At 60.7% G+C, this 18,267-nt stretch carries 13 protein-coding genes; 8 read left to right on the top strand and 5 right to left on the bottom strand.

Translation table 11 applies throughout. The annotated features are described in order from the left end of the window. Positions 1-2: 2 nt before the first annotated feature. The gene (locus ACN0WV_RS09800; protein WP_084354297.1) at positions 3-500 is read right to left on the bottom strand and encodes a MarR family winged helix-turn-helix transcriptional regulator; all 498 of its coding nucleotides are present in this window, start codon (positions 498-500) and stop codon (positions 3-5) included. A 154-nt stretch (positions 501-654) separates the two neighbouring features. On the opposite strand from ACN0WV_RS09800, the gene ACN0WV_RS09795 reads away from it, so the two are divergent. After that, positions 655-1,545, top strand: coding sequence for an NAD-dependent epimerase/dehydratase family protein (locus ACN0WV_RS09795; RefSeq protein WP_417605410.1), 891 nt, complete (start codon positions 655-657; stop codon positions 1,543-1,545). Positions 1,546-1,709: 164 nt separating this feature from the next. Next, positions 1,710-3,065 carry an MATE family efflux transporter gene (locus ACN0WV_RS09790; protein WP_417605409.1) on the top strand — a complete coding sequence of 452 codons (1,356 nt, stop codon included), beginning with the start codon at positions 1,710-1,712 and terminating at the stop codon, positions 3,063-3,065. Between the two features lie 239 nt (positions 3,066-3,304). On the opposite strand, the gene ACN0WV_RS09785 is transcribed toward ACN0WV_RS09790, so the two are convergent. Then, entirely contained in the window at positions 3,305-4,507 is a 1,203-nt protein-coding gene (locus ACN0WV_RS09785; protein WP_417605408.1) for a pyridoxal phosphate-dependent aminotransferase, read from the bottom strand. An 85-nt stretch (positions 4,508-4,592) separates the two neighbouring features. Here ACN0WV_RS09785 and ACN0WV_RS09780 point away from each other — a divergent pair, with 85 nt between their 5' ends. From ACN0WV_RS09780 to ACN0WV_RS09765, 4 genes are all read left to right on the top strand, one after another. Further along, a complete protein-coding gene (locus ACN0WV_RS09780) occupies positions 4,593-4,991 on the top strand; it encodes a helix-turn-helix domain-containing protein (RefSeq protein WP_417605592.1) in 399 nt (132 codons plus the stop codon). Then, positions 4,988-5,248: a succinate dehydrogenase assembly factor 2 gene (locus tag ACN0WV_RS09775; protein ID WP_417605406.1), complete on the top strand. Its 261-nt coding sequence runs from the start codon at positions 4,988-4,990 to the stop codon at positions 5,246-5,248. Before ACN0WV_RS09780 ends, ACN0WV_RS09775 begins: the two co-directional genes overlap by 4 nt. 158 nt (positions 5,249-5,406) lie before the next feature. Continuing rightward, the gene (gene parE / locus ACN0WV_RS09770) at positions 5,407-7,365 is read left to right on the top strand and encodes a DNA topoisomerase IV subunit B (RefSeq protein ID WP_417605404.1); all 1,959 of its coding nucleotides are present in this window, start codon (positions 5,407-5,409) and stop codon (positions 7,363-7,365) included. Positions 7,366-7,579: 214 nt separating this feature from the next. After that, positions 7,580-8,212 carry a hypothetical protein gene (locus tag ACN0WV_RS09765; protein ID WP_417605402.1) on the top strand — a complete coding sequence of 211 codons (633 nt, stop codon included), beginning with the start codon at positions 7,580-7,582 and terminating at the stop codon, positions 8,210-8,212. Positions 8,213-8,399: 187 nt separating this feature from the next. On the opposite strand, the gene ACN0WV_RS09760 is transcribed toward ACN0WV_RS09765, so the two are convergent. Beyond that, a complete protein-coding gene (locus tag ACN0WV_RS09760; protein WP_084354311.1) occupies positions 8,400-8,597 on the bottom strand; it encodes a CsbD family protein in 198 nt (65 codons plus the stop codon). A gap of 121 nt (positions 8,598-8,718) precedes the next feature. Further along, the gene (locus ACN0WV_RS09755; protein WP_417605401.1) at positions 8,719-9,336 is read right to left on the bottom strand and encodes a LuxR C-terminal-related transcriptional regulator; all 618 of its coding nucleotides are present in this window, start codon (positions 9,334-9,336) and stop codon (positions 8,719-8,721) included. 32 nt (positions 9,337-9,368) lie between these two features. On the opposite strand from ACN0WV_RS09755, the gene ACN0WV_RS09750 reads away from it, so the two are divergent. Both ACN0WV_RS09750 and ACN0WV_RS09745 read left to right on the top strand, forming a co-directional pair. Further along, on the top strand, positions 9,369-11,366 hold the full coding sequence (locus ACN0WV_RS09750) for a sensor histidine kinase (protein WP_417605400.1): 1,998 nt from the start codon (positions 9,369-9,371) through the stop codon (positions 11,364-11,366). Positions 11,367-11,524: 158 nt separating this feature from the next. Next, on the top strand, positions 11,525-16,021 hold the full coding sequence (locus ACN0WV_RS09745; protein WP_417605399.1) for a calcium-binding protein: 4,497 nt from the start codon (positions 11,525-11,527) through the stop codon (positions 16,019-16,021). A 211-nt stretch (positions 16,022-16,232) separates the two neighbouring features. Here ACN0WV_RS09745 and ACN0WV_RS09740 read toward each other — a convergent pair whose 3' ends face one another. Further along, a complete protein-coding gene (locus ACN0WV_RS09740; RefSeq protein ID WP_417605398.1) occupies positions 16,233-17,831 on the bottom strand; it encodes a hypothetical protein in 1,599 nt (532 codons plus the stop codon). Positions 17,832-18,267 lie beyond the last annotated feature (436 nt).

The following is an 18,267-nucleotide window of genomic DNA, read 5'->3' as shown; positions in this document are numbered from 1 at the left end:
GCTCAGTAAATATAGCGGATCTGATCGGTCCAATACCGTTCCACCCGGCGCAGCGACCCGGTAATGTCAGCGATGCCTTCGTTGCTGAGAACACCCTTTTCGATCAGCCCATCGGCATGGCGGGCAAAGAGCTTCGTCACGACATCGCGCACGTTGCGCCCCTTGGGCGTCAGACGAACACGCACCGACCGGCGATCAATCTCGCAACGCTGATGGTGCATGTACCCCATCTCGACCAGTTTCTTGAGATTGTAGCTGACGTTCGACCCCTGATAGTAACCGCGCGATTTCAGCTCACCCGCAGTGACCTCGTTCTCGCCGATATTGAACAGCAAAAGCGCCTGAACCGCGTTGATGTCCAGCACGCCGACGCGTTCGAATTCGTCCTTGATCACGTCCAGTAACAACCGGTGCAATCGTTCGACCAGCGCCAGCGCCTCCAGATAACCCGCCATAAAGCCCTGTTCCGGACCCTGCCCCATATTTGAATGGATGCTCATTATGTCTACTCCGCCATGACTTTCTTGACGGAGAGAGTCCGCTAAAAAACCGAAAAAATTGTTAAGCGACAAATTTGCTGCAATTTTTCGCGCAGGCTTGATTGTCGGACGCCGATCAAGCAGGCCTGAACGCAGTAAAATCGGGAGGATACTCATGCGAATTCTGTTCACCGGCGGGTCCGGCAAGGCCGGGCGTCACGTCATCCCGTATCTTCTGGAACGCGGCCACCGGGTGCTTAACGCCGATCTGGTGCCGCTGGATCACCCCGGCGTCGACAATCTGACCGTTGATCTGACCGAGTCTGGTCAAGTGTTCAACGCCATGACATCGCTTGCCAATTTCGGTGAACTGGACCCCGGAACCGGGGTACCCAAATTCGATGCCGTGGTGCATTTTGCGGCCCTCGCCCGCATCCTGATAAAGCCCGACAACGAGACCTTTCGCACCAACACCCTGTCGACCTACAATGTGATGGAAGCGGCCGTCAAACTGGGCATTCCCAAGGTCATTTTCGCCTCATCCGAGACCACTTACGGGATTTGTTTTGCAGATGGCGAGGTCAAGCCGGACTATGTTCCGGTGGACGAAGACCACCCCACCGTGCCGCATGACAGCTACGCCATGTCGAAGATCTGCAACGAGGCTTGCGGGCGGTCCTTTCATGCGCGCTCGGGCATCGACATCTACGGGTTGAGAATCAACAACGTGATCGAGCCGCATGAATATGCATCGGACTTTCCGGCCTATATTGCGGATCCAGACCTGCGCCGCCGCAATATCTTTGCCTATATCGACGCGCGCGATCTGGGGCAGATGGTCGATCGTTGCCTTGCGACCGACGGGCTGGGCTATGAGGTTTTCAACGTCTCCAACGACGATCATTCCGTCGCACTGAGCAGCGCCGAGATATGCGCCCGCTACTATGAAGGTGTGCCGGTCACACGCGAGATGGGTGAAACAGAAACGTTCTATTCCAACGCAAAGGCCAAATCGATGCTTGGGTTTCGGCCGGAACATAGCTGGCGGGATGTGTTGAAGGGCTAAGCTGAACGGCATCGCCCAGACAGGCGCGGCCCGCACAATCCTAACCCTACCGACCAAAAGCGTGCGTGGCTGAATGGGACGCGTCATTTCTTTGGATCAAGCCACGCCCTGCGCGCGCCAGTTGCCATCTTGCCGACATGCAAGAAGCGGCATACTGCTACGCAATGACCGGTGCGATGACACTGCCCCAGCATCTGCGGGCGATCCTTTTTCTTGGCGTCCCGCTGATTGGCGGGCATCTGGCGCAATTCGCCATCGGCTTGACCGACACCGTCATGCTGGGCTGGTACAGCGTCGAGGCGCTGGCAGCCGTCACCCTCGCCACTACGCTGTTTTTCGTGCTGTTCATCATGGGGGCGGGGTTCGGCTGGGCGGTGATGCCCATGGTCGCGCAATATCACGCCAAGGGGGACGAGGTGATGATCCGTCGCGCGACCCGTATGGGCGTGTGGCTGTCCTTGGGCTTTGCTGTGCTGGTCCTGCCGCTGTTGTGGTTTTCCGGGCCGTTACTGCAATTGCTGGGCCAGACCGAGGATTTGTCCATCGCGGCGCAATCCTATCTGCGCATCACCGGGCTGGGCTTGATCCCGGCACTGTCGGTCATGGCGCTGAAAAGCTATCTGGCCGCAATGGAACATACCCGGATCGTCTTCTGGATTACCGCCTGTGCTGCGGTCCTGAACGCGCTGGTCAATTACGCGCTGATCTTCGGCAATTGGGGCGCGCCGGAATTGGGGCTGCGCGGCGCGGCGGTGGCGTCGCTCGTCACCAACTCTTTGTCGCTGGTCGGCGTGATGATCTATATCAACATCGTCTTGCCGCAACATGCGCTGTTCGCACGGTTCTGGCGGGCCGATACGGAAATGCTGGCGCGGGTGTTTCGGCTGGGCTGGCCGATCAGCTTGACCAATCTGGCCGAGGTTGCCCTGTTCGCCGCCTCCGCCGTGATGATGGGTTGGCTGGGCGAGGTCACCTTGGCCGCACATGGCATCGCGCTTCAGCTGGCGACTGCGGCCTTCATGGTGCATCTGGGCCTGTCCAATGTGGCGACCGTGCGCGCGGGCAATGCGGTGGGGCGTGGTGACATGGCGCATCTGATCCGCGGCGCTGCTGCCGTGGCCGGGCTGAGCATCGCCACCTCGCTGGTCACGGTCACGGTATTTCTGACTGTGCCGGACCTTCTCGTATCAGCTTTCATTGATCCCGAGGACGACCGGTATGGCGCAATCCTGTCGGTCGGCATCAGCCTGTTGGCAATGGCGGCGCTGTTCCAACTGGTAGACGGTGCGCAGGTGGTCGCGCTTGGACTGTTGCGCGGACTGCAGGACACGCAGGTGCCAATGATAATGGCGGGCGTTGCCTATTGGGTGATCGGGGTGCCAGCCAGCTATGTGCTGGGCTTCCCGATGGGCCTTGGCGGGCCGGGGATCTGGCTTGGTCTGGTGATGGGCCTTGCGGTTGCCGGCTTGCTGATGGTGACGCGTTTCGTGCTGAAAATGCGGGCGGCGGATCTGGGGTAAGGCGATTTTTGTTGAGCTTTGAGGTCATTGCCTGGGGAACAAGAGGTCCCGGCTCGGGGCCGGGACGCGCTGCGCATCGAACGGGTGGCCGCCATTGGTGGCATTTCTCGGTCTTGCGGACGTCAGTGGGAAGGCCACGCGTCGGACGTGGATGAGCGTCCCTCTTCCGGTCAGGCCAACCTACGCCGCCTGACTGGCCCGGTGCCGCACAGGACGCTGGACGGCAGGTCAGCGGAACGTCAGGTCAGGTTTTCGCAGAAGCGGCGGATGCGGTTGCAGGCCTCTGTCAGCACGTCCTCGGAGGTTGCATAGCTGACACGGAAGTTGGGGCTAAGTCCGAAGGCGGCACCAAACACCACCGCCACGCCGGTTTCTTCCAACAGCGCCGTCGCAAATGCCTGATCCGTATCCAGCAGCGTGCCTTCCGGACTGGTCTTGCCGATGCACCCGGCAATGGAGGGGTAGACGTAGAAGGCGCCATCCGGCGTGGGGCAGGTAATGCCCGGCGCTTCGTTCAGCATCTTCACCACCAGATCGCGGCGGCGCTGGAACATCGCACGAAACCGCGGCAGGAAGTCCTGCGTTCCGTTCAGCGCCTCGACGGCCGCCCATTGGCTGATCGAACTGGGGTTGGTGGTGGATTGCGACTGGATCTTGCGCATCGCAGCGATCAGATCCTCCGGCCCCGCCGCATAGCCGATCCGCCAGCCTGTCATCGCATAGGCCTTGGACACCCCATTGCAGGTCAACGTGCGGTCATACAGCGCCGGCTCGACCTGAGCGGGTGTGCAGAATTTGAAATCGTCGAAGACAAGATGTTCATACATGTCGTCGGTCATCACCCAGACATGGGGATGGCGCAGCAGAACATCGGTCAAGCCCTTCAGCTCATCGCGGCTGTACCCTGCCCCGGTAGGATTTGACGGGGAATTGAAGATCAGCCATTTGGTCTTTGGCGTGATCGCGGCCTCAAGCTGCTCAGGCGTCATCTTGAAACCCGCCTCGATCCCGCATTCCACCGGCACGGGCGTGCCGCCGCCCAGCAGGACCATATCGGGATAGCTGACCCAGTAGGGCGCGGGAATGATGACCTCGTCGCCCGGATTGAGCGTCGCCATCAGCGCATTGAACAGGATCTGCTTGCCGCCCGTGGCCACGCTGACCTGTGCAGGCATGTAGCTCAGCCCGTTCTCGCGGGCGAACTTGGCGCAAATGGCGGCCTTCAGTTCCGGCATTCCGTCTGGTGCGGTGTATTTCGTGCGGCCTGCGCGAATCGCCGCAATGGCCGCGTCCTTGATGTTGTCCGGCGTGTCGAAATCCGGCTCGCCTGCGCCCAGACCGATGATATCGCGTCCCTGCGCCTTCAATTCCTGCGCAAGCGTGGTCACAGCGACCGTCGGAGACGGCTTTACACGCGAAAGTGTCGCGGAAAGGAAGCTCATGGTCGCACCCGGTTTGAAGCCAATTCGGACATGTTTTAGGGTGCCCCCAATGGCCGATCAAGCCCAATCGCTGGAAGGACACTGCATGACCGACACGAACGACGCCTGGTACGGCCCCGACAGGGCCACATTCGGAGACCGCGTCGCCGCCGCCCGAGAAGCGGCCAACATGACCCAGAAGGACTTGGCCAAACGGTTGGGTATCAAACTGTCGACCCTGGAAAGCTGGGAGGCCGACACGTCAGAACCACGCGCCAACCGGCTGTCGATGATGGCCGGACTGCTCAACGTCTCGATGATGTGGCTGCTGAATGGCGACGGAGAGGGCGTGGACGCGCCCGAAGATGAGACCGAGATGCCCGAAGGGCTGGACGAGATCCTTGCCGATATCCGCGAGGCCCGCGAAACCTTTCGCAAGTCCGCCGCGCATATGGGACGGTTGGAAAAGCGCCTGCGCACGCTGATGCAGGATGCGGGCCAATGACCGAAACGCGTGCGATCCGTCTCAAACGTCTGAAGATGCGATCGATGCGGCGCGGGATCAAGGAGATGGACATCCTGTTGTCACGCTACGCGGATGCCCGACTGGCGCAGTTGGACAGCCTCCAGCTTGACAGGTACGAGATGCTTCTGGACGAGAGCGATCAGGATCTCTATCAATGGGTTTCGGGCCAGAAACCGGCACCCGAGGCTCTTGCTGCGCTGATCGAAGACATCTCGCAAACGGCATCGGCCGGGTGACACGCGCCCCGGCCATCGAGCCGGGGCCTCCGGCACCTGTCGCCACCAAATCGCTTGCAAGACAATATGCTGTAGGATCGGGCGCAACGCGTGCTTTTCCCCTGCTCCGTGCTCTGCCATAATGGCCGCAAGCAAAAACACAGAAAAAGAGCAGCACAATGGCCGAAGACCTCCTCTCGGGCACCGCCCCTTCCGATTATGACGCCTCGTCCATCGAAGTTCTCGAAGGGCTGGAACCGGTGCGCAAACGGCCGGGCATGTATATCGGCGGCACAGATGAACGCGCATTGCATCACCTCGTGGCCGAAGTGCTGGACAACTCCATGGACGAGGCCGTGGCAGGTCACGCCAACCGCATCGAGGTCGAACTGCACGAGGATTACGCCCTCACGATCCGCGACAACGGGCGCGGCATTCCCATCGACCCCCACCCCAAATTCCCCGGCAAATCCGCGCTGGAGGTAATCCTGTGTACGCTGCATGCGGGCGGCAAGTTTTCGGGCAAGGCCTATGAAACATCCGGCGGTCTGCACGGCGTGGGGGCCTCGGTTGTCAATGCGCTGTCGGATTCGATGGTCGTTCAGGTCGCGCGCAACAAGGAACTGTATGAACAGCGGTTCTCGCGCGGCATTCCACTGGGCGGCGTTGAAAAAATCGGCGCGGCCCCCAACCGGCGCGGCACCACCGTCACCTTTCATGCGGACGAAGAGATCTTTGGCCATCACAGGTTCAAACCGGCGCGGCTGTTCAAGTCCATCCGTTCCAAAGCCTATCTCTTCTCCGGCGTCGAAATCCGCTGGAAATCCGCCATCGACGACGGCGAAACGCCAACCGAGGCCACATTCCACTTCCCCGGCGGGCTGGCCGACTACCTGAACGAAACGCTGGGCGGTGCCACAACCTATGCCGACCGACCCTTTGCCGGGCTGGTCGATTTCCGCGAGAAGTTCGATGCGCCTGGCAAGGTCGAATGGGCAATCAACTGGACCCCTGCCCGCGACGGCTTCATCCAGTCCTACTGTAACACCGTGCCCACGCCCGAAGGCGGCACACATGAGGCCGGGTTCTGGGCCGCGATCCTCAAGGGTATCCGCGCCTATGGCGAGCTTGTGAACAACAAGAAAGCCGCGCAGATCACCCGTGATGACCTGTCCACGGGCGGCTGCGCACTGGTCAGTTGTTTCATCCGGGAACCGGAATTCGTCGGGCAAACCAAGGACCGTCTTGCCACGACAGAAGCACAGCGGCTGGTGGAAAACTCCGTCCGCGACCATTTCGACAACTGGCTGGCGGCGGATACCAAATCCGCGGGCGCAATCCTTGATTTTCTGGTGTTGCGCGCAGAAGAGCGGCTGAAACGGCGTCAGGAAAAGGAAACCGCGCGCAAGACGGCGACGAAAAAGCTGCGCCTGCCCGGCAAGCTGGTCGATTGTTCGGCCACGAACCGCGCCGGCACGGAACTGTTCATCGTCGAGGGCGACTCGGCCGGCGGGTCGGCCAAGATGGCACGCGACCGCAAGACCCAAGCCCTGCTGCCTCTGCGCGGCAAGATCCTGAACGTGCTGGGGGCGGCCTCCGCCAAACTGGGCACGAATGCCGAGATCAGTGACCTGACCCAGGCGCTTGGCGTAGGTCTGGGCACCCGGTTCAACGTCGATGATCTGCGCTATGACAAGATCATCATCATGACCGATGCGGATGTGGACGGCGCACATATCGCCGCCCTCTTGATGACCTTTTTCTTCACCCAGATGCGTCCGATGATCGACGCCGGGCACCTCTACCTCGCCTGCCCACCGCTTTACCGGCTGACGCAGGGCGCCAAGCGCGTCTACTGCCTGGACGAGGCAGAGCGCGACGCGTGGTTCGAAAAAGGCCTTGGCGGCAAGGGCAAGATCGGCGTCAGCCGCTTCAAGGGTCTGGGCGAGATGGACGCGAAGGATCTCAAGGATACCACGATGAACCCCGAAACACGCAAGCTGATCCGCGTCACCATAGACGAAGACGAACCCGGCGAAACCGGCGATCTGGTGGAACGGCTGATGGGAAAAAAACCCGAGCTACGCTATCAATACATTCAGGAAAACGCGCGGTTCGTGGAAGAGTTGGATGTGTGATCTCAGAAACCTTGGTCTGATCTAGCTCGACTGAAGGCAATACCGCGTCGCACAACAAATATCGTGGGCGCGGACGGTGCGGTTCGGCTTACATATTCGCGAAGGATTAAACTACCGCCGCCGGAAAATGCGGGATATTTCTAACACTTGGATAACAAGTTGTGATTGAACCCAATAGTTCAGACTAAATTAATGGATTGGTTAGGAATAGCTGATGATTACACGAGCAGTTTTTACTTGCGCGGTTTGTTTCATGTTCATCGCGGATACGAGCCAGGCGGAAGTCTGCGACTACACTCCGTCGAGCCTGGTGGGTAAGTCTGTCACCGCAATTGGGACGGCAGTCGCTGGCGGCAGCGCCGCCGCGGGCGTCGGCCTACAGGCTGCAGGATATTACACTTTGGTTCATGCTGGTTCGGGCCTTACCATGCTAGCATCTACTGCAGCAGGAACATCTGCGGCTGGCACCGTGGGAATTATAGCAGGGACCGGGGGCCTTGTCGGTACGGTCAGCGCAGTCTTAATGGCTCCGGTAACGATTGTTTTGGGAGGCATAACAATCGTTGGTGTGGGCCTCTTCGAAGGTGCCTGTTATTTCCAAGTGGAACGGGTGACCGACCCATATGAAGTGCGAAGGCTAATTGAGAGCATTGCATCGCGGGACGATGCAGTTTCAATTATTCCGACAGATGATGGAGATGCGATGGCCCTGACCGTTTTGGGGAATGTCAAAACCTATTTGCTGCGAAAATTGTATATTGCAGATGGTCACTTGAAGTACCGAGACTTTGGGCCCAACACAAATCTTGGTCCAATATTGTTCACAGCGGCTGGCGTCGAGGAATAGCATCGGCCTCGGCCACACCGCGTAAAGACGCGCCATGGTCGGAAGGCGAAGCTAAAGACTTTTGCTCTGAGTTGGGACCAGCCGTCGCATCGAGAAAAGTTGCGATACAGCTCAGTTTAATGCAGTCCAGACAGCGAAGGCGGGAGTAGTCCCGCCCTCTGTAGTGATAGAAGTAGAAAAGCCAAGCTCACATCCGCGCTTGCCATTCGTCGACTTCACGCTCGGCTTCTTCCTTGGTCTTGCCGTAGCGCTCTTGCACGAGGCCTGCGAGTTGCTCGCGGTTGCCGCGGGCTTGGGCCAGTTCGTCATCCGTCAGCTTGCCCCACTGCTCGCGGGCGTTGCCTTTGAATTGTTCCCATTTACCTTCGATTTGATCCCAGTTCATAACGATCTCTCCTGTCGCTGTGTCATTCGAAAATATAACTCGCAGATGCGCAGTATGTTCCGTTTGGTTACCGTGAAATGTACAAACGGTAACGGTGTGGGACGGACTACCCTCGCCGCCATCAGACCGAGAACAACCCGTCGCGCACCGCCCGGATCAGCAGTTGTGCGACGGAATGCACCCGCAGCTTGCGCATCAGGGACGCGCGGTGGCTTTCGACGGTCTTGGGGCTGATGGAGAGCGCCTCGGCGATGCCGGAATTGGTCAGGCCGCGCGCTATCATCTGCAACACTTCCAATTCACGCTCCGACAGGCCGTCGGCGGCGGTTTCCTCGGCGATGCGCATCGCGATCTCGGGTGCGATCACCGTTTCGCCGGCGACGATCCGGGCAATGCCCGCGCAAATCTCTTGCGGATCGGCGGATTTCACGAACAGCCCGCAGACGCCAAGCTCCTGCAACTGGCGCAAAACGCCCGGCGCGGGTGTGCCGGTGACGACGACGCAACGCGTGCCGGGCGACCACCTGCGCAGTTCCACCACCACCTCCAGCCCGTTGGCACCGGGCATGGCGATGTCCAGCACGGCAATATCGGGGCGATGCGCACGCGCCAGGGCGATTGCCTCGATCCCGTTATGCGCGGTGGCGACCACCTGCACCCCGTCGATCCGCGACAGCGCGCGTTGCATACCGTCCAGCGTGAAGGCATGATCATCGGCAACCAGAAGGGTTACGGGCATCGGTCCTGGCCTTTCCTGCACGAGGGCATCGAATGCGAAAGCGCGTCCCGCTAACGGGGCTGATATTTGTGGCGCTCTGCTGGGCCGCGGCGGCGCTAGCCCAGCCGGTTGCCGAATTGCACGGCCCGCTTGCCGCGACCCAGTTGCAGGGACATATCATGGCGCTGCGCGATCCGTCCCGCAACCTTTCCCTTGATGATGTCAGCGCCCCGGAACGCGCCGATGACTGGCAGGCCGTCAGCGGGCCAAGCGCCGATTTCGGCTATACCAAGGACGCGATCTGGCTTCGTGTCCTGCTGAGGAACGAAAACGCCGCGGTGCCCGAATGGCGTCTCCATGTCCGCGAAAACTTCTTTCAGGGGTTCCGCGTCTACCTGGCGGGTGCGCAGGGCACACAGGTTCTGGAGGAACTGCACCCGACCTCGCCCTTCTCTGACCGGGAGATCGCCTACCCGGAACTGGTCGTGCCTCTTCCCCTGCCCTTCGGTGAACCTGTCGCGGTCTATATCCGCTATTGGTCGGGCGGCTCTTCCGAGGCCGCATTTGCCATTCGCACCCCCGAAAGCTTTGCCGTCCTGGCCGAACACAAGACAGCGAAGAATTTCATCTATTACGGGATGATGCTGTTTCTGGTGCTGGCCGCCACCGCTGCCTTCGCGGTAACCCGCCAGTTCATCTTCGCAGCCTATGCCGGATATGCCACCTGCGGATTGCTGTTCATCATGCATGCCGACGGCAACACGTTTCGTTATCTTTGGCCGAATGCACCGCTGTTCAACGGCTACGCCTCTGTGCTGCTGGGGTCGGGGATCATCCTGTTCGGCGGGAATTTCGCGCGGCATTTCCTGCAAACCTTCCTGTATCACCCGATGCTGGAACGGATCATATTGACGATGATGGGGGTCACGCTGCTGGTGGTCGGCGCGACATTGTTCGCAGACACGCAGACGGTCAAGAAGCTGCTGGTGCTGCTGTCGCTGATCTCGATGCTCTTGTATTTTGCCAGCGGGCTGGCCGTCGCCCGGACACGCTTTGCCGAAGTGCGGTTCTATGTGCTGGCCTGGGGCGGTGCCGTGGTTTCGGCAGGGATCATGACCGCGCGCCACTGGCTGGGCATCGAGATTTCCGAGGAAGTGCAATTCGACAGCATTCGCGTGGTGCTGGTGCTGGACGCCGCGCTGATGGGGTTCGCCATTCTCGACCGGTTCAACCAGATGAAACGCAACCGCGAAGAAGCGCTGGAAATGTCGCTGTCCGAAGCGCGGCGCAGCCTGTCCCTGTCGGGTCGTCTGCAAGAGCTGGAACAACGCTACGCCCTCGCGGTGGAATTGACCCGGTCCAAAGAGCGCAAGCTGGCCGATGCGGTCCATGATCTGCGCCAACCGATACATGCCTTGCGGTTGAACGTGCAGGCCCTGCTGCCGGGAGAGGATGCGGCCCGGACCAAGCCGCGCCCCGTCGATATTGAAGAGACGTTCGATTATCTCGAAGCGTTGGTGAACCGCGAACTGGCAAGTGCCAGCGGACCCGGCGGCGTCGACGTCTATCTGGACAATGACGCAGCGACGGACACAAACGGCCATCCGGCAGAGAATGTCCGCCTCGATCAGGTGCTGGACGCGCTGCGGGACATGTTCGCAGCCGAGGCGCGCGACAAGGGGCTGGATCTGCGGGTGGTGGACAGCACGGCGCAGACCGCGCTGCCGCCGCTCGCGCTGATGCGTCTGGCCACGAATCTGGTCTCGAACGCCATAAAATATACCGCCACCGGCACGGTTCTTGTGGGGCTGCGACGGAGCGGCGACAGCCACAGGCTGGAAGTGCATGACACCGGTCCGGGCCTGACGGAGGTTGATCTGCAAACGGCGCTTGGCCGCAACATCCGGCTGGCCGGGGCAGAGACGGCCCAGGGCAGCGGTCTGGGTCTTTCGATCGTCGCGGGTATCGCGCGCGAGTACGGCCTGACATTTGGCCTGCTGCCCCGTCGCGGTGGCACGAGCGTTTATGTGAATCTGCCACCCGCCACCTGACATCCTGCACAGTATCCGGGCGGCGTCGTTCCAATTTGGGGTGATCACCTGATTGGGGCCAGCACCTTCCCCATGGTAAACTTGTGCGCATCGGTGGTTTTTTCCCACCACGGCGCAATCTGCGCCGCGCAAAAGTTGATTTAACCGAGTAATTGCAAATGGCTGCCGGACAAGGACTTCTCGACTACAGAACCAATCTCAACCACACGCGGTCGAATGTCACAGACCTGCGCGACGAGGTTGAAAACATGCTCGACGCGGTGGAGATCGCGCAGGAGGCATTGGAAGCGGCCGGCTATGTCGAGGACCAGGCCACCGACTTCCTGCGCACCATCCGTTCGATGCAGTTTTCGCTGAAAGTGCTGGAAAAGGTCGGGCCGATGAAGGTCGTGGCCAAGGTGATGGATGGCGTTCTCGACCGGCTGGAGACCGCCACGATCCGCATCCGCGACAAGGCTCGCGATCTGGACGAACGGATCGAGCGTTCGGGCTGGCCCGACCGGCTGGAGGATGCCGAAGACAAGCTGGAGGATTTCGACGCAAAACTGGCGATCAGCAATGCGAGACTTCAGATTGAGGTCAATCGTGCCAATAACATGATCCATGTTTTCGATTTCGTGGGCAGTTTGATCAACCCGCTATCCCGCGCGGTCGACACCACGGTAAGCCCGATCAATTCCGCGATGGAGCGTTTGAACGGCATCTATGACGGCATCGAGTCCGAGATCGACGGTTTTCGCGCGCAGTTCTACTCGGGGCTGTTCTCCCCGATGAACTCTGTCGCATCGGCCTTTTCGCGCATCAACGACTCGCTCGGGTTTCTGTCCGGACCGCTTAACGCGGCCTATTCGGCGCTGCGCCCGCTGGAACCGGTGCTGGACGCCGTTGGCTTCATCTACAATATCACAGTGAGGCCCGTGGTGGACTGGATCCTCGACAGTTTGGGCATCACCGCTGTTCTGGACCGGATTGCCGACAAGATTTCCGATCTGATTCCCGGTGCAAATGTGCTGGACCGGATCGATGCGCAGATCGACGGCGCGTTTGTGCAGGTCGATGAATTCCTGGGGTCGCTCGGCTGGAACACCGATATCAGCAGCTTTATCGACGATCTGACCGATGACATCTTCAACCTGCTGGACGGCGACGCGACCGGGGCCATACGCGGCGGAAGCCAGGACGACGACACGCTGATCGGGCAGGAAACCGCAGACGTGCTGGATCCCGGCGCGGGCAATGACCTCGTGCGGGCCAATAGCGGCCATGACGTGATCTATGCCAGTATCGGGGATGATACGGTCTATGGCGGCGCGGGCACGGACCGTCTGATCTTTGAGGAAAACTTTATCAGCTACAGCTATTCCCGACCGCAGGAAAACGGGCCGATCGTGTTTCTGCATGAAGGCGGCGGGCGGCAGGGGATCGAAGTCGCCTATGATATCGAACAATTCGTCTTCAATGATGTGAAGCTGACCCAGACCCAACTGTTCAACAGTGTGTTCCGTGTAACGTCTTCGCCCTTCACCGGAACCGGGAATGCAGATTTCATCTATGCCGCCGTCAACGGGCTGGTGGCTTTCGGTCTGGGCGGCGATGATCGGTTCACCGGTTCGAACAGCGCGGATTCGCTGACTGGCGGCGAAGGCGACGATGCGTTCGTGACGCTGCTGGGCGCTGATACCGTCAATGGCGGCAATGGCAGCGATACCTGGATCTATGCCGAGAACGACGCCTCCGGAAATTCGCGCACCACCGTCGATCTTGTGACCGGTCAGGCCTGGGACGGATCGGACCGCGATGTGCTGGTCAGCATTGAAAACGCCGAGATGTACGACAATCGCGACATTGATTTTCGCGGTAACGGTGCGGGGAACCGGCTTGTCGGCAACTCCGACCGCGACTTCATCGACGGGCGCGAAGGCAATGATGTGATCTCGGGCGGTGGCGGGCGTGACCTGCTGATCGGCGGCGCGGGCAATGACACCGTTTCGGGTGGCGAGGACAGCGATATTCTTGTCGCCGGTGGCACGGTCGTCGGGCGACGCGGCGAGGTTTATGACGGCAACGAGGGCTTTGACACGCTGATTTATTCGCGCCAGTGGAACAACTACCGCGTCGGGCGTGACCATAGCCAAAGTCGAATCGACACGCAGGAAGCCTCGGGCCCGCTCAGGGTCTTTGCCGAAAACGGCATCGTGCGCCGGCTGAATGATGCGGGCACGAATATCTTGGCGACCGACAGGTTCGACAACATCGAATCCTTTGTCGGCTCGGACATGGGGGATGTCATCGTGGGGCGGCGCGCCAGCTACGGCGACCGGTTCTTCGTTGACGGCGGCGGCGGCAATGACACGATCCGTTCCGAAGGCGTGACAGAGGCGCTTGGCGGCACCGGTGACGATCTTATTCTGGTGACCGGGGACCGCGGATCGTTTGACGGCGGCAGCGGCGACGACACGCTCGATACGCGGCTGATCGACAATGCCCGCTGGTCGATCCGTCTGTCAGGGGCCATCGGCAGCCGTATCAGCGCCGCCATTGCCGACGAGTCCGGCGATCTGGGATCTTCGTCCAGTTCGGGCACCACCACCACATCCGCCTTCTCGCGCGGCAACCTGCACAGTATGGAATACATCTATCTCGGCGACTACGCCGACGAGGTCTATCTGGAAGGCAATGACCGGGTTACGGTGTTTGGCGGCGACGGAGAAGACCGCCTGATCCGCGCAAATTCCAACGATGGCAGTTCCGAAGCGATCCTGTACGGTCAGGATGGCGACGATTATCTGCAACTGAACCTCGAAGGCGAGATATATGGCGGCAATGGCGATGACCATCTGCATGTGCAAGCCTCGGGCGACGGTCATGTGGTGAATGGCAATCAGGGCGATGACTATATCTATGTCGGACGGATGGATGGCACGATCTACGGCGGCGGCGGATATGATACGCTGGCGCTGGACGCCAGTTCCCGCTTCGTCAGCCAGTTGCAACTGAACCTGCGCACCGGCGACCTGACGACCCCCGGAACGCTGAACGGGATCGACGCCAAGGTTTACGGGATCGAAGAAGTCATCGGCGTTGTCGACATCTCCGACCGCATAATCGGACGCGATATCGGTGAAAGGTTCATGGGACTGGGCGGCAATGACATTCTCGAAGGCTATGGCGGCAACGATGAATTGATCGGCGGCACCGGCAATGACCATCTAATTGGCGGCGACGGTCGTGACGTGCTGCATGGCGGCGCGGGAAATGACACGCTGGACGGCGGCACCGGACGCGATACGGTGTCCTATGCCAACGCGGTCGTGCGCAATACCGCGGGCGATGTGCTGGCCGCCGATTTTGGCAATGTCGTCGTGAACCTTGACCTGATGACTGCATCCGGTGCGCATGGGTCGGACCGGTTTATCAGCATCGAGAACGTGATCGGCGGCGCAGGCAATGACCGCATCACCGGAAACGCCGGTGCAAATGCCCTGTCAGGGGGCGCGGGCAATGACACGCTGGATGGCGGCGCAGGCAATGATGTGCTTGTGCTGGGTCTGGGCGACGATCTGGCCTATGGCGGCACCGGGCGCGACACCTTTGTGTTGGATCAGGGCAACGCCACGCTTTTCGGCGGCGCGGGCATCGACACGATCGACCTGGGCAATCTTGAGGGCGACATCTCCATCGACCTGGTGGCAGGCGCCTATTCGGCCACGCTGCGTGTGGATCAGCCGGTCTGGGACGATACCGGAACCCGCGAGGCGCGGGTGTTCAACGGCCAGATCATGACGCCAGAACTGGTCGAAGAGGCCAATCCGACCTTTGCCAACTCTGCCGACGATGCGAACCGCGTTCTTCCCGGTGCCGACAGTCCCGAGGCCGAGGCTTTTTCCATCCGCTATGTGCAGGTCGATCGCAGCTACACCGGAGAATTCCACAACATCGAGCGCGTGATCGGCGGAACCAGTGCGACTGTCGTGCATGGCAGCGCGGCCAATGACGTGATCGATGGCGGCAGCGCGGCGGACCGCATGACCGGCAACGCGGGCCGGGATATTCTGCGCGGCGAGGATGGCAAGGACACGATCAGCGGCGGCGACGGGGACGACGAATTGATCGGCGGCACCAGCAGGGCCGACCTGAGCGACATGATTTTCGGCGGTGATGGCGATGACCTGATCTACGGCGGGTATGGCAATGACAGGCTCGTCGGCCAAAACGGCAATGACACGATCTTTGGCGGGTATGGCGCTGATACGGTGGTCGGCAACAATGGCAATGACGTGCTGTCCGGGTCTGACTTCGGAGATATGCTGGTCGGCGGCGACGGAAACGATTTCCTCAATGGCGGCTTCGGCTTTGACAGGCTTGCCGGCGGCAACGGTGCCGACCAGTTCTATCATGGTGGCATTCGTCTGCACGCGACGGACTGGGTCCGCGACTATGACGCGCAGCAAGATGATGTGCTGATTTTCGGTGCCCGCGCCAGCGTTGACGATTTTCGCGTCAGCTATGCTCAGACACCGGGCGCAGGCGGCGGGGCGCGTGAAGCGTTCGTGGTCTATAAGCCCGCAGGCCAGATCATTTGGGCGCTGGTCGATGGCGGCGTGCAAAACGAGATCAACCTGCAACTCCAGGGTCAGATCTATGACATTGCGTAAGGCCGAAACGGCGCAAAACTCCGTTTGCTGCCCGCACGGATCGCCGGCATTCCTCAGATGGTGGCTGCCGCATAGTGGCGTCTTTCCATTGCAAGGGGCGAATGCGAGGGTCCTTCCCTTGCACCATTCTCCGCGCGAATGTCCCGCCATTGCGACCGACTCCGATAACAAGCGTAGGGATAGCTCAAAGGGCGGATAGGTGCCTTGTCGTTCAGACGGCGCGCAGTGCCGGTCGCGGCGAGCCAGTGTTGCCAATGTCGGACACAGGGCACCCGTTTATCGAAATCTCCGCCCGGACAGAGCCGCAGGCCCGACGCCGGGCCGAGATCCGCACAGGTTGGCCATCGAAGGAGATAAAACCCAGATCGCCCGAGGCGCGACCGGATTCAGCAAGTTCCGACAACAAGGCCATAGCGATACGCTCTCCCTTGCGCAGCGCGGCCAGGTTTTCAAAGTGGAAATAACCACCCGTGACCAGCCGCCCCAGAACCATGTTCGAGGCCAGTTTGTCGAGATCGCCGGAAAGCCCCGGACGGCGCGGCAGCATGTGGGGGGAGGAACCCATATGCGCCGCGCCTTTTCCGGTCCGCTGCCTGTGGGAAGAGGTCGACAGCGGACCGGCGTAAACAGCTTTCAGAATGGTCAGGCATGCGCCTGCGACGGTGCCCTGCGACTGCGCATCCAAAGGACGCAGCGTCGCGTCACCCTGCGACAGATGCGGCAACATCAGATTGTCGCCCCTGCGCGTTGCAGGGGGCAGACGCGGACCGGCATCAACGGTCACCGCGCTGTCTATTGATGCGGACCCGTCGACAGCATTGCGCCGCGCAACCCATGTCAACAGACGTGGCGCAAAGCGGCGCAACTCCTCCAGAATCTGACGAGAAGAGACATCCGCCGGATTGGCAGGCACAACCGAAGCGTGATCGGTCAGCAGCGAGAGGCGCGCTGCCAGCAGTGCCGGTCGCGGCATTGGACCCGCCAGTGCGGCTTGCGCACGCGACGCCTGTTTGGCAAGCAAGACTGCCTCTGCCATCACCGACAATAGTTCTGCGCCACCCCACCCGCGCCCTGCCAGGGCCGTAACAGGTGGCAACACGATCGATGACATCGCCAGTCCCAGCGCCAGGACGGCGCGTCCCGGCGACGCCGGATGACCGACGACCGCCAGTTCGCGCAGCGTCCCCGGCATCCGTTCGGCAGGCGTTTCTGCCTCGCGACATTTTGCGTTCAGCCACATCTTCCAGATCACCGCAGGCGCATCAGGCGCTGGCAGAGTTTCGAATACACGGTCCAGGTCAGCCCCGTCCGGGCCGGCCTGCGATGGCTCAAGGCTTGGCATCAACTGTGACAACAGCGGCCCGCAGATGTCCGTCCGCGTTGCCCCCCGCACCAACATGCGCAGGGTCAGTTGGCCGTCCTTGTTCCAGCGACTTGCACGGCGCATGTGTTCGTCGTCTTGCGCTGCGTGCCGGGCGGGATCATCGGGCTGTTCTGCAAAACACGGAATGGCATGGCGGTCCAGCCATGGCAGGCTGCGCAACTCGCACAGCAATTCATGCAGCGTGAATGAGGTCTGCGCATCAATCCGAACACCGTGATGCGGGTTTTCCAGATCGGTCAGCGCCACATCGCGCAGCAGCGACAGCGCGTAGATCACCGCCATTTCCGCCGCCAGCTCTGACACACCGACTGTTGCGTTCAGGGGCCGCATCGCTTTGGCACGGCGCGCAAGTCGGAAATCGTTTTCGTCACGCGCCCCCTCAATGACGCGAAACCGCGTTTGATTAAGCTTTGCTTGATCGGTCATCTCGGCATCCCCCGGTGTAGCGGCACGCCGCCTTGCCCGTCAGCCTTGTTGGTCACGATTGATACGAGACGTCGTGAATAGCAGGCCGTCCAGGCAGCGTGGTTTCGAATATGTTGATGCCAGTCTGCCTCCCTTCCGTGACTGCAAAGTGAGTATACCGTGAAACGACTGTGAACTGCGTAAGATTCCGCAGTCGTGTCTGCTCTTTCAGCGGACTCAGCCGTTGGATTAGGCGCAAAGCTTCTGCAATAGCTTGCCCCATGGGCGATTTAGGGGGCTTCCGGCCAAATTGCTTCAAGACAGCAAGTGGGATTCAAGTCGTCGTCGTGGAACCATGCCGAATCGGCACGATTTCACGATGCCCGTCGACACCGGTCACGCCCACAGGCAAGTCGTCATGCGTCAGGGAACACACCGATCCCATCTTCATGCCGCG

The organism is Primorskyibacter flagellatus (assembly GCF_048268605.1).
Lineage (GTDB): Bacteria > Pseudomonadota > Alphaproteobacteria > Rhodobacterales > Rhodobacteraceae > Primorskyibacter > Primorskyibacter flagellatus.
The sequence above is the reverse complement of the archived record's forward strand: the minus strand, read 5'-3'. Positions and strand labels throughout refer to the sequence as shown.

Bases quoted from the DNA above. Each gene is read 5' to 3' on its own strand.
- ACN0WV_RS09800 (WP_084354297.1), bottom strand. From the start codon at position 500: ATGAGCATCCATTCAAATATGGGGCAGGGTCCGGAACAGGGCTTTATG.
- ACN0WV_RS09795 (WP_417605410.1), top strand. From the start codon at position 655: ATGCGAATTCTGTTCACCGGCGGGTCCGGCAAGGCCGGGCGTCACGTC.
- ACN0WV_RS09790 (WP_417605409.1), top strand. From the start codon at position 1,710: ATGACCGGTGCGATGACACTGCCCCAGCATCTGCGGGCGATCCTTTTT.
- ACN0WV_RS09785 (WP_417605408.1), bottom strand. From the start codon at position 4,507: ATGAGCTTCCTTTCCGCGACACTTTCGCGTGTAAAGCCGTCTCCGACG.
- ACN0WV_RS09780 (WP_417605592.1), top strand. From the start codon at position 4,593: ATGACCGACACGAACGACGCCTGGTACGGCCCCGACAGGGCCACATTC.
- ACN0WV_RS09775 (WP_417605406.1), top strand. From the start codon at position 4,988: ATGACCGAAACGCGTGCGATCCGTCTCAAACGTCTGAAGATGCGATCG.
- parE (WP_417605404.1), top strand. From the start codon at position 5,407: ATGGCCGAAGACCTCCTCTCGGGCACCGCCCCTTCCGATTATGACGCC.
- ACN0WV_RS09765 (WP_417605402.1), top strand. From the start codon at position 7,580: ATGATTACACGAGCAGTTTTTACTTGCGCGGTTTGTTTCATGTTCATC.
- ACN0WV_RS09760 (WP_084354311.1), bottom strand. From the start codon at position 8,597: ATGAACTGGGATCAAATCGAAGGTAAATGGGAACAATTCAAAGGCAAC.
- ACN0WV_RS09755 (WP_417605401.1), bottom strand. From the start codon at position 9,336: ATGCCCGTAACCCTTCTGGTTGCCGATGATCATGCCTTCACGCTGGAC.
- ACN0WV_RS09750 (WP_417605400.1), top strand. From the start codon at position 9,369: ATGCGAAAGCGCGTCCCGCTAACGGGGCTGATATTTGTGGCGCTCTGC.
- ACN0WV_RS09745 (WP_417605399.1), top strand. From the start codon at position 11,525: ATGGCTGCCGGACAAGGACTTCTCGACTACAGAACCAATCTCAACCAC.
- ACN0WV_RS09740 (WP_417605398.1), bottom strand. From the start codon at position 17,831: ATGACCGATCAAGCAAAGCTTAATCAAACGCGGTTTCGCGTCATTGAG.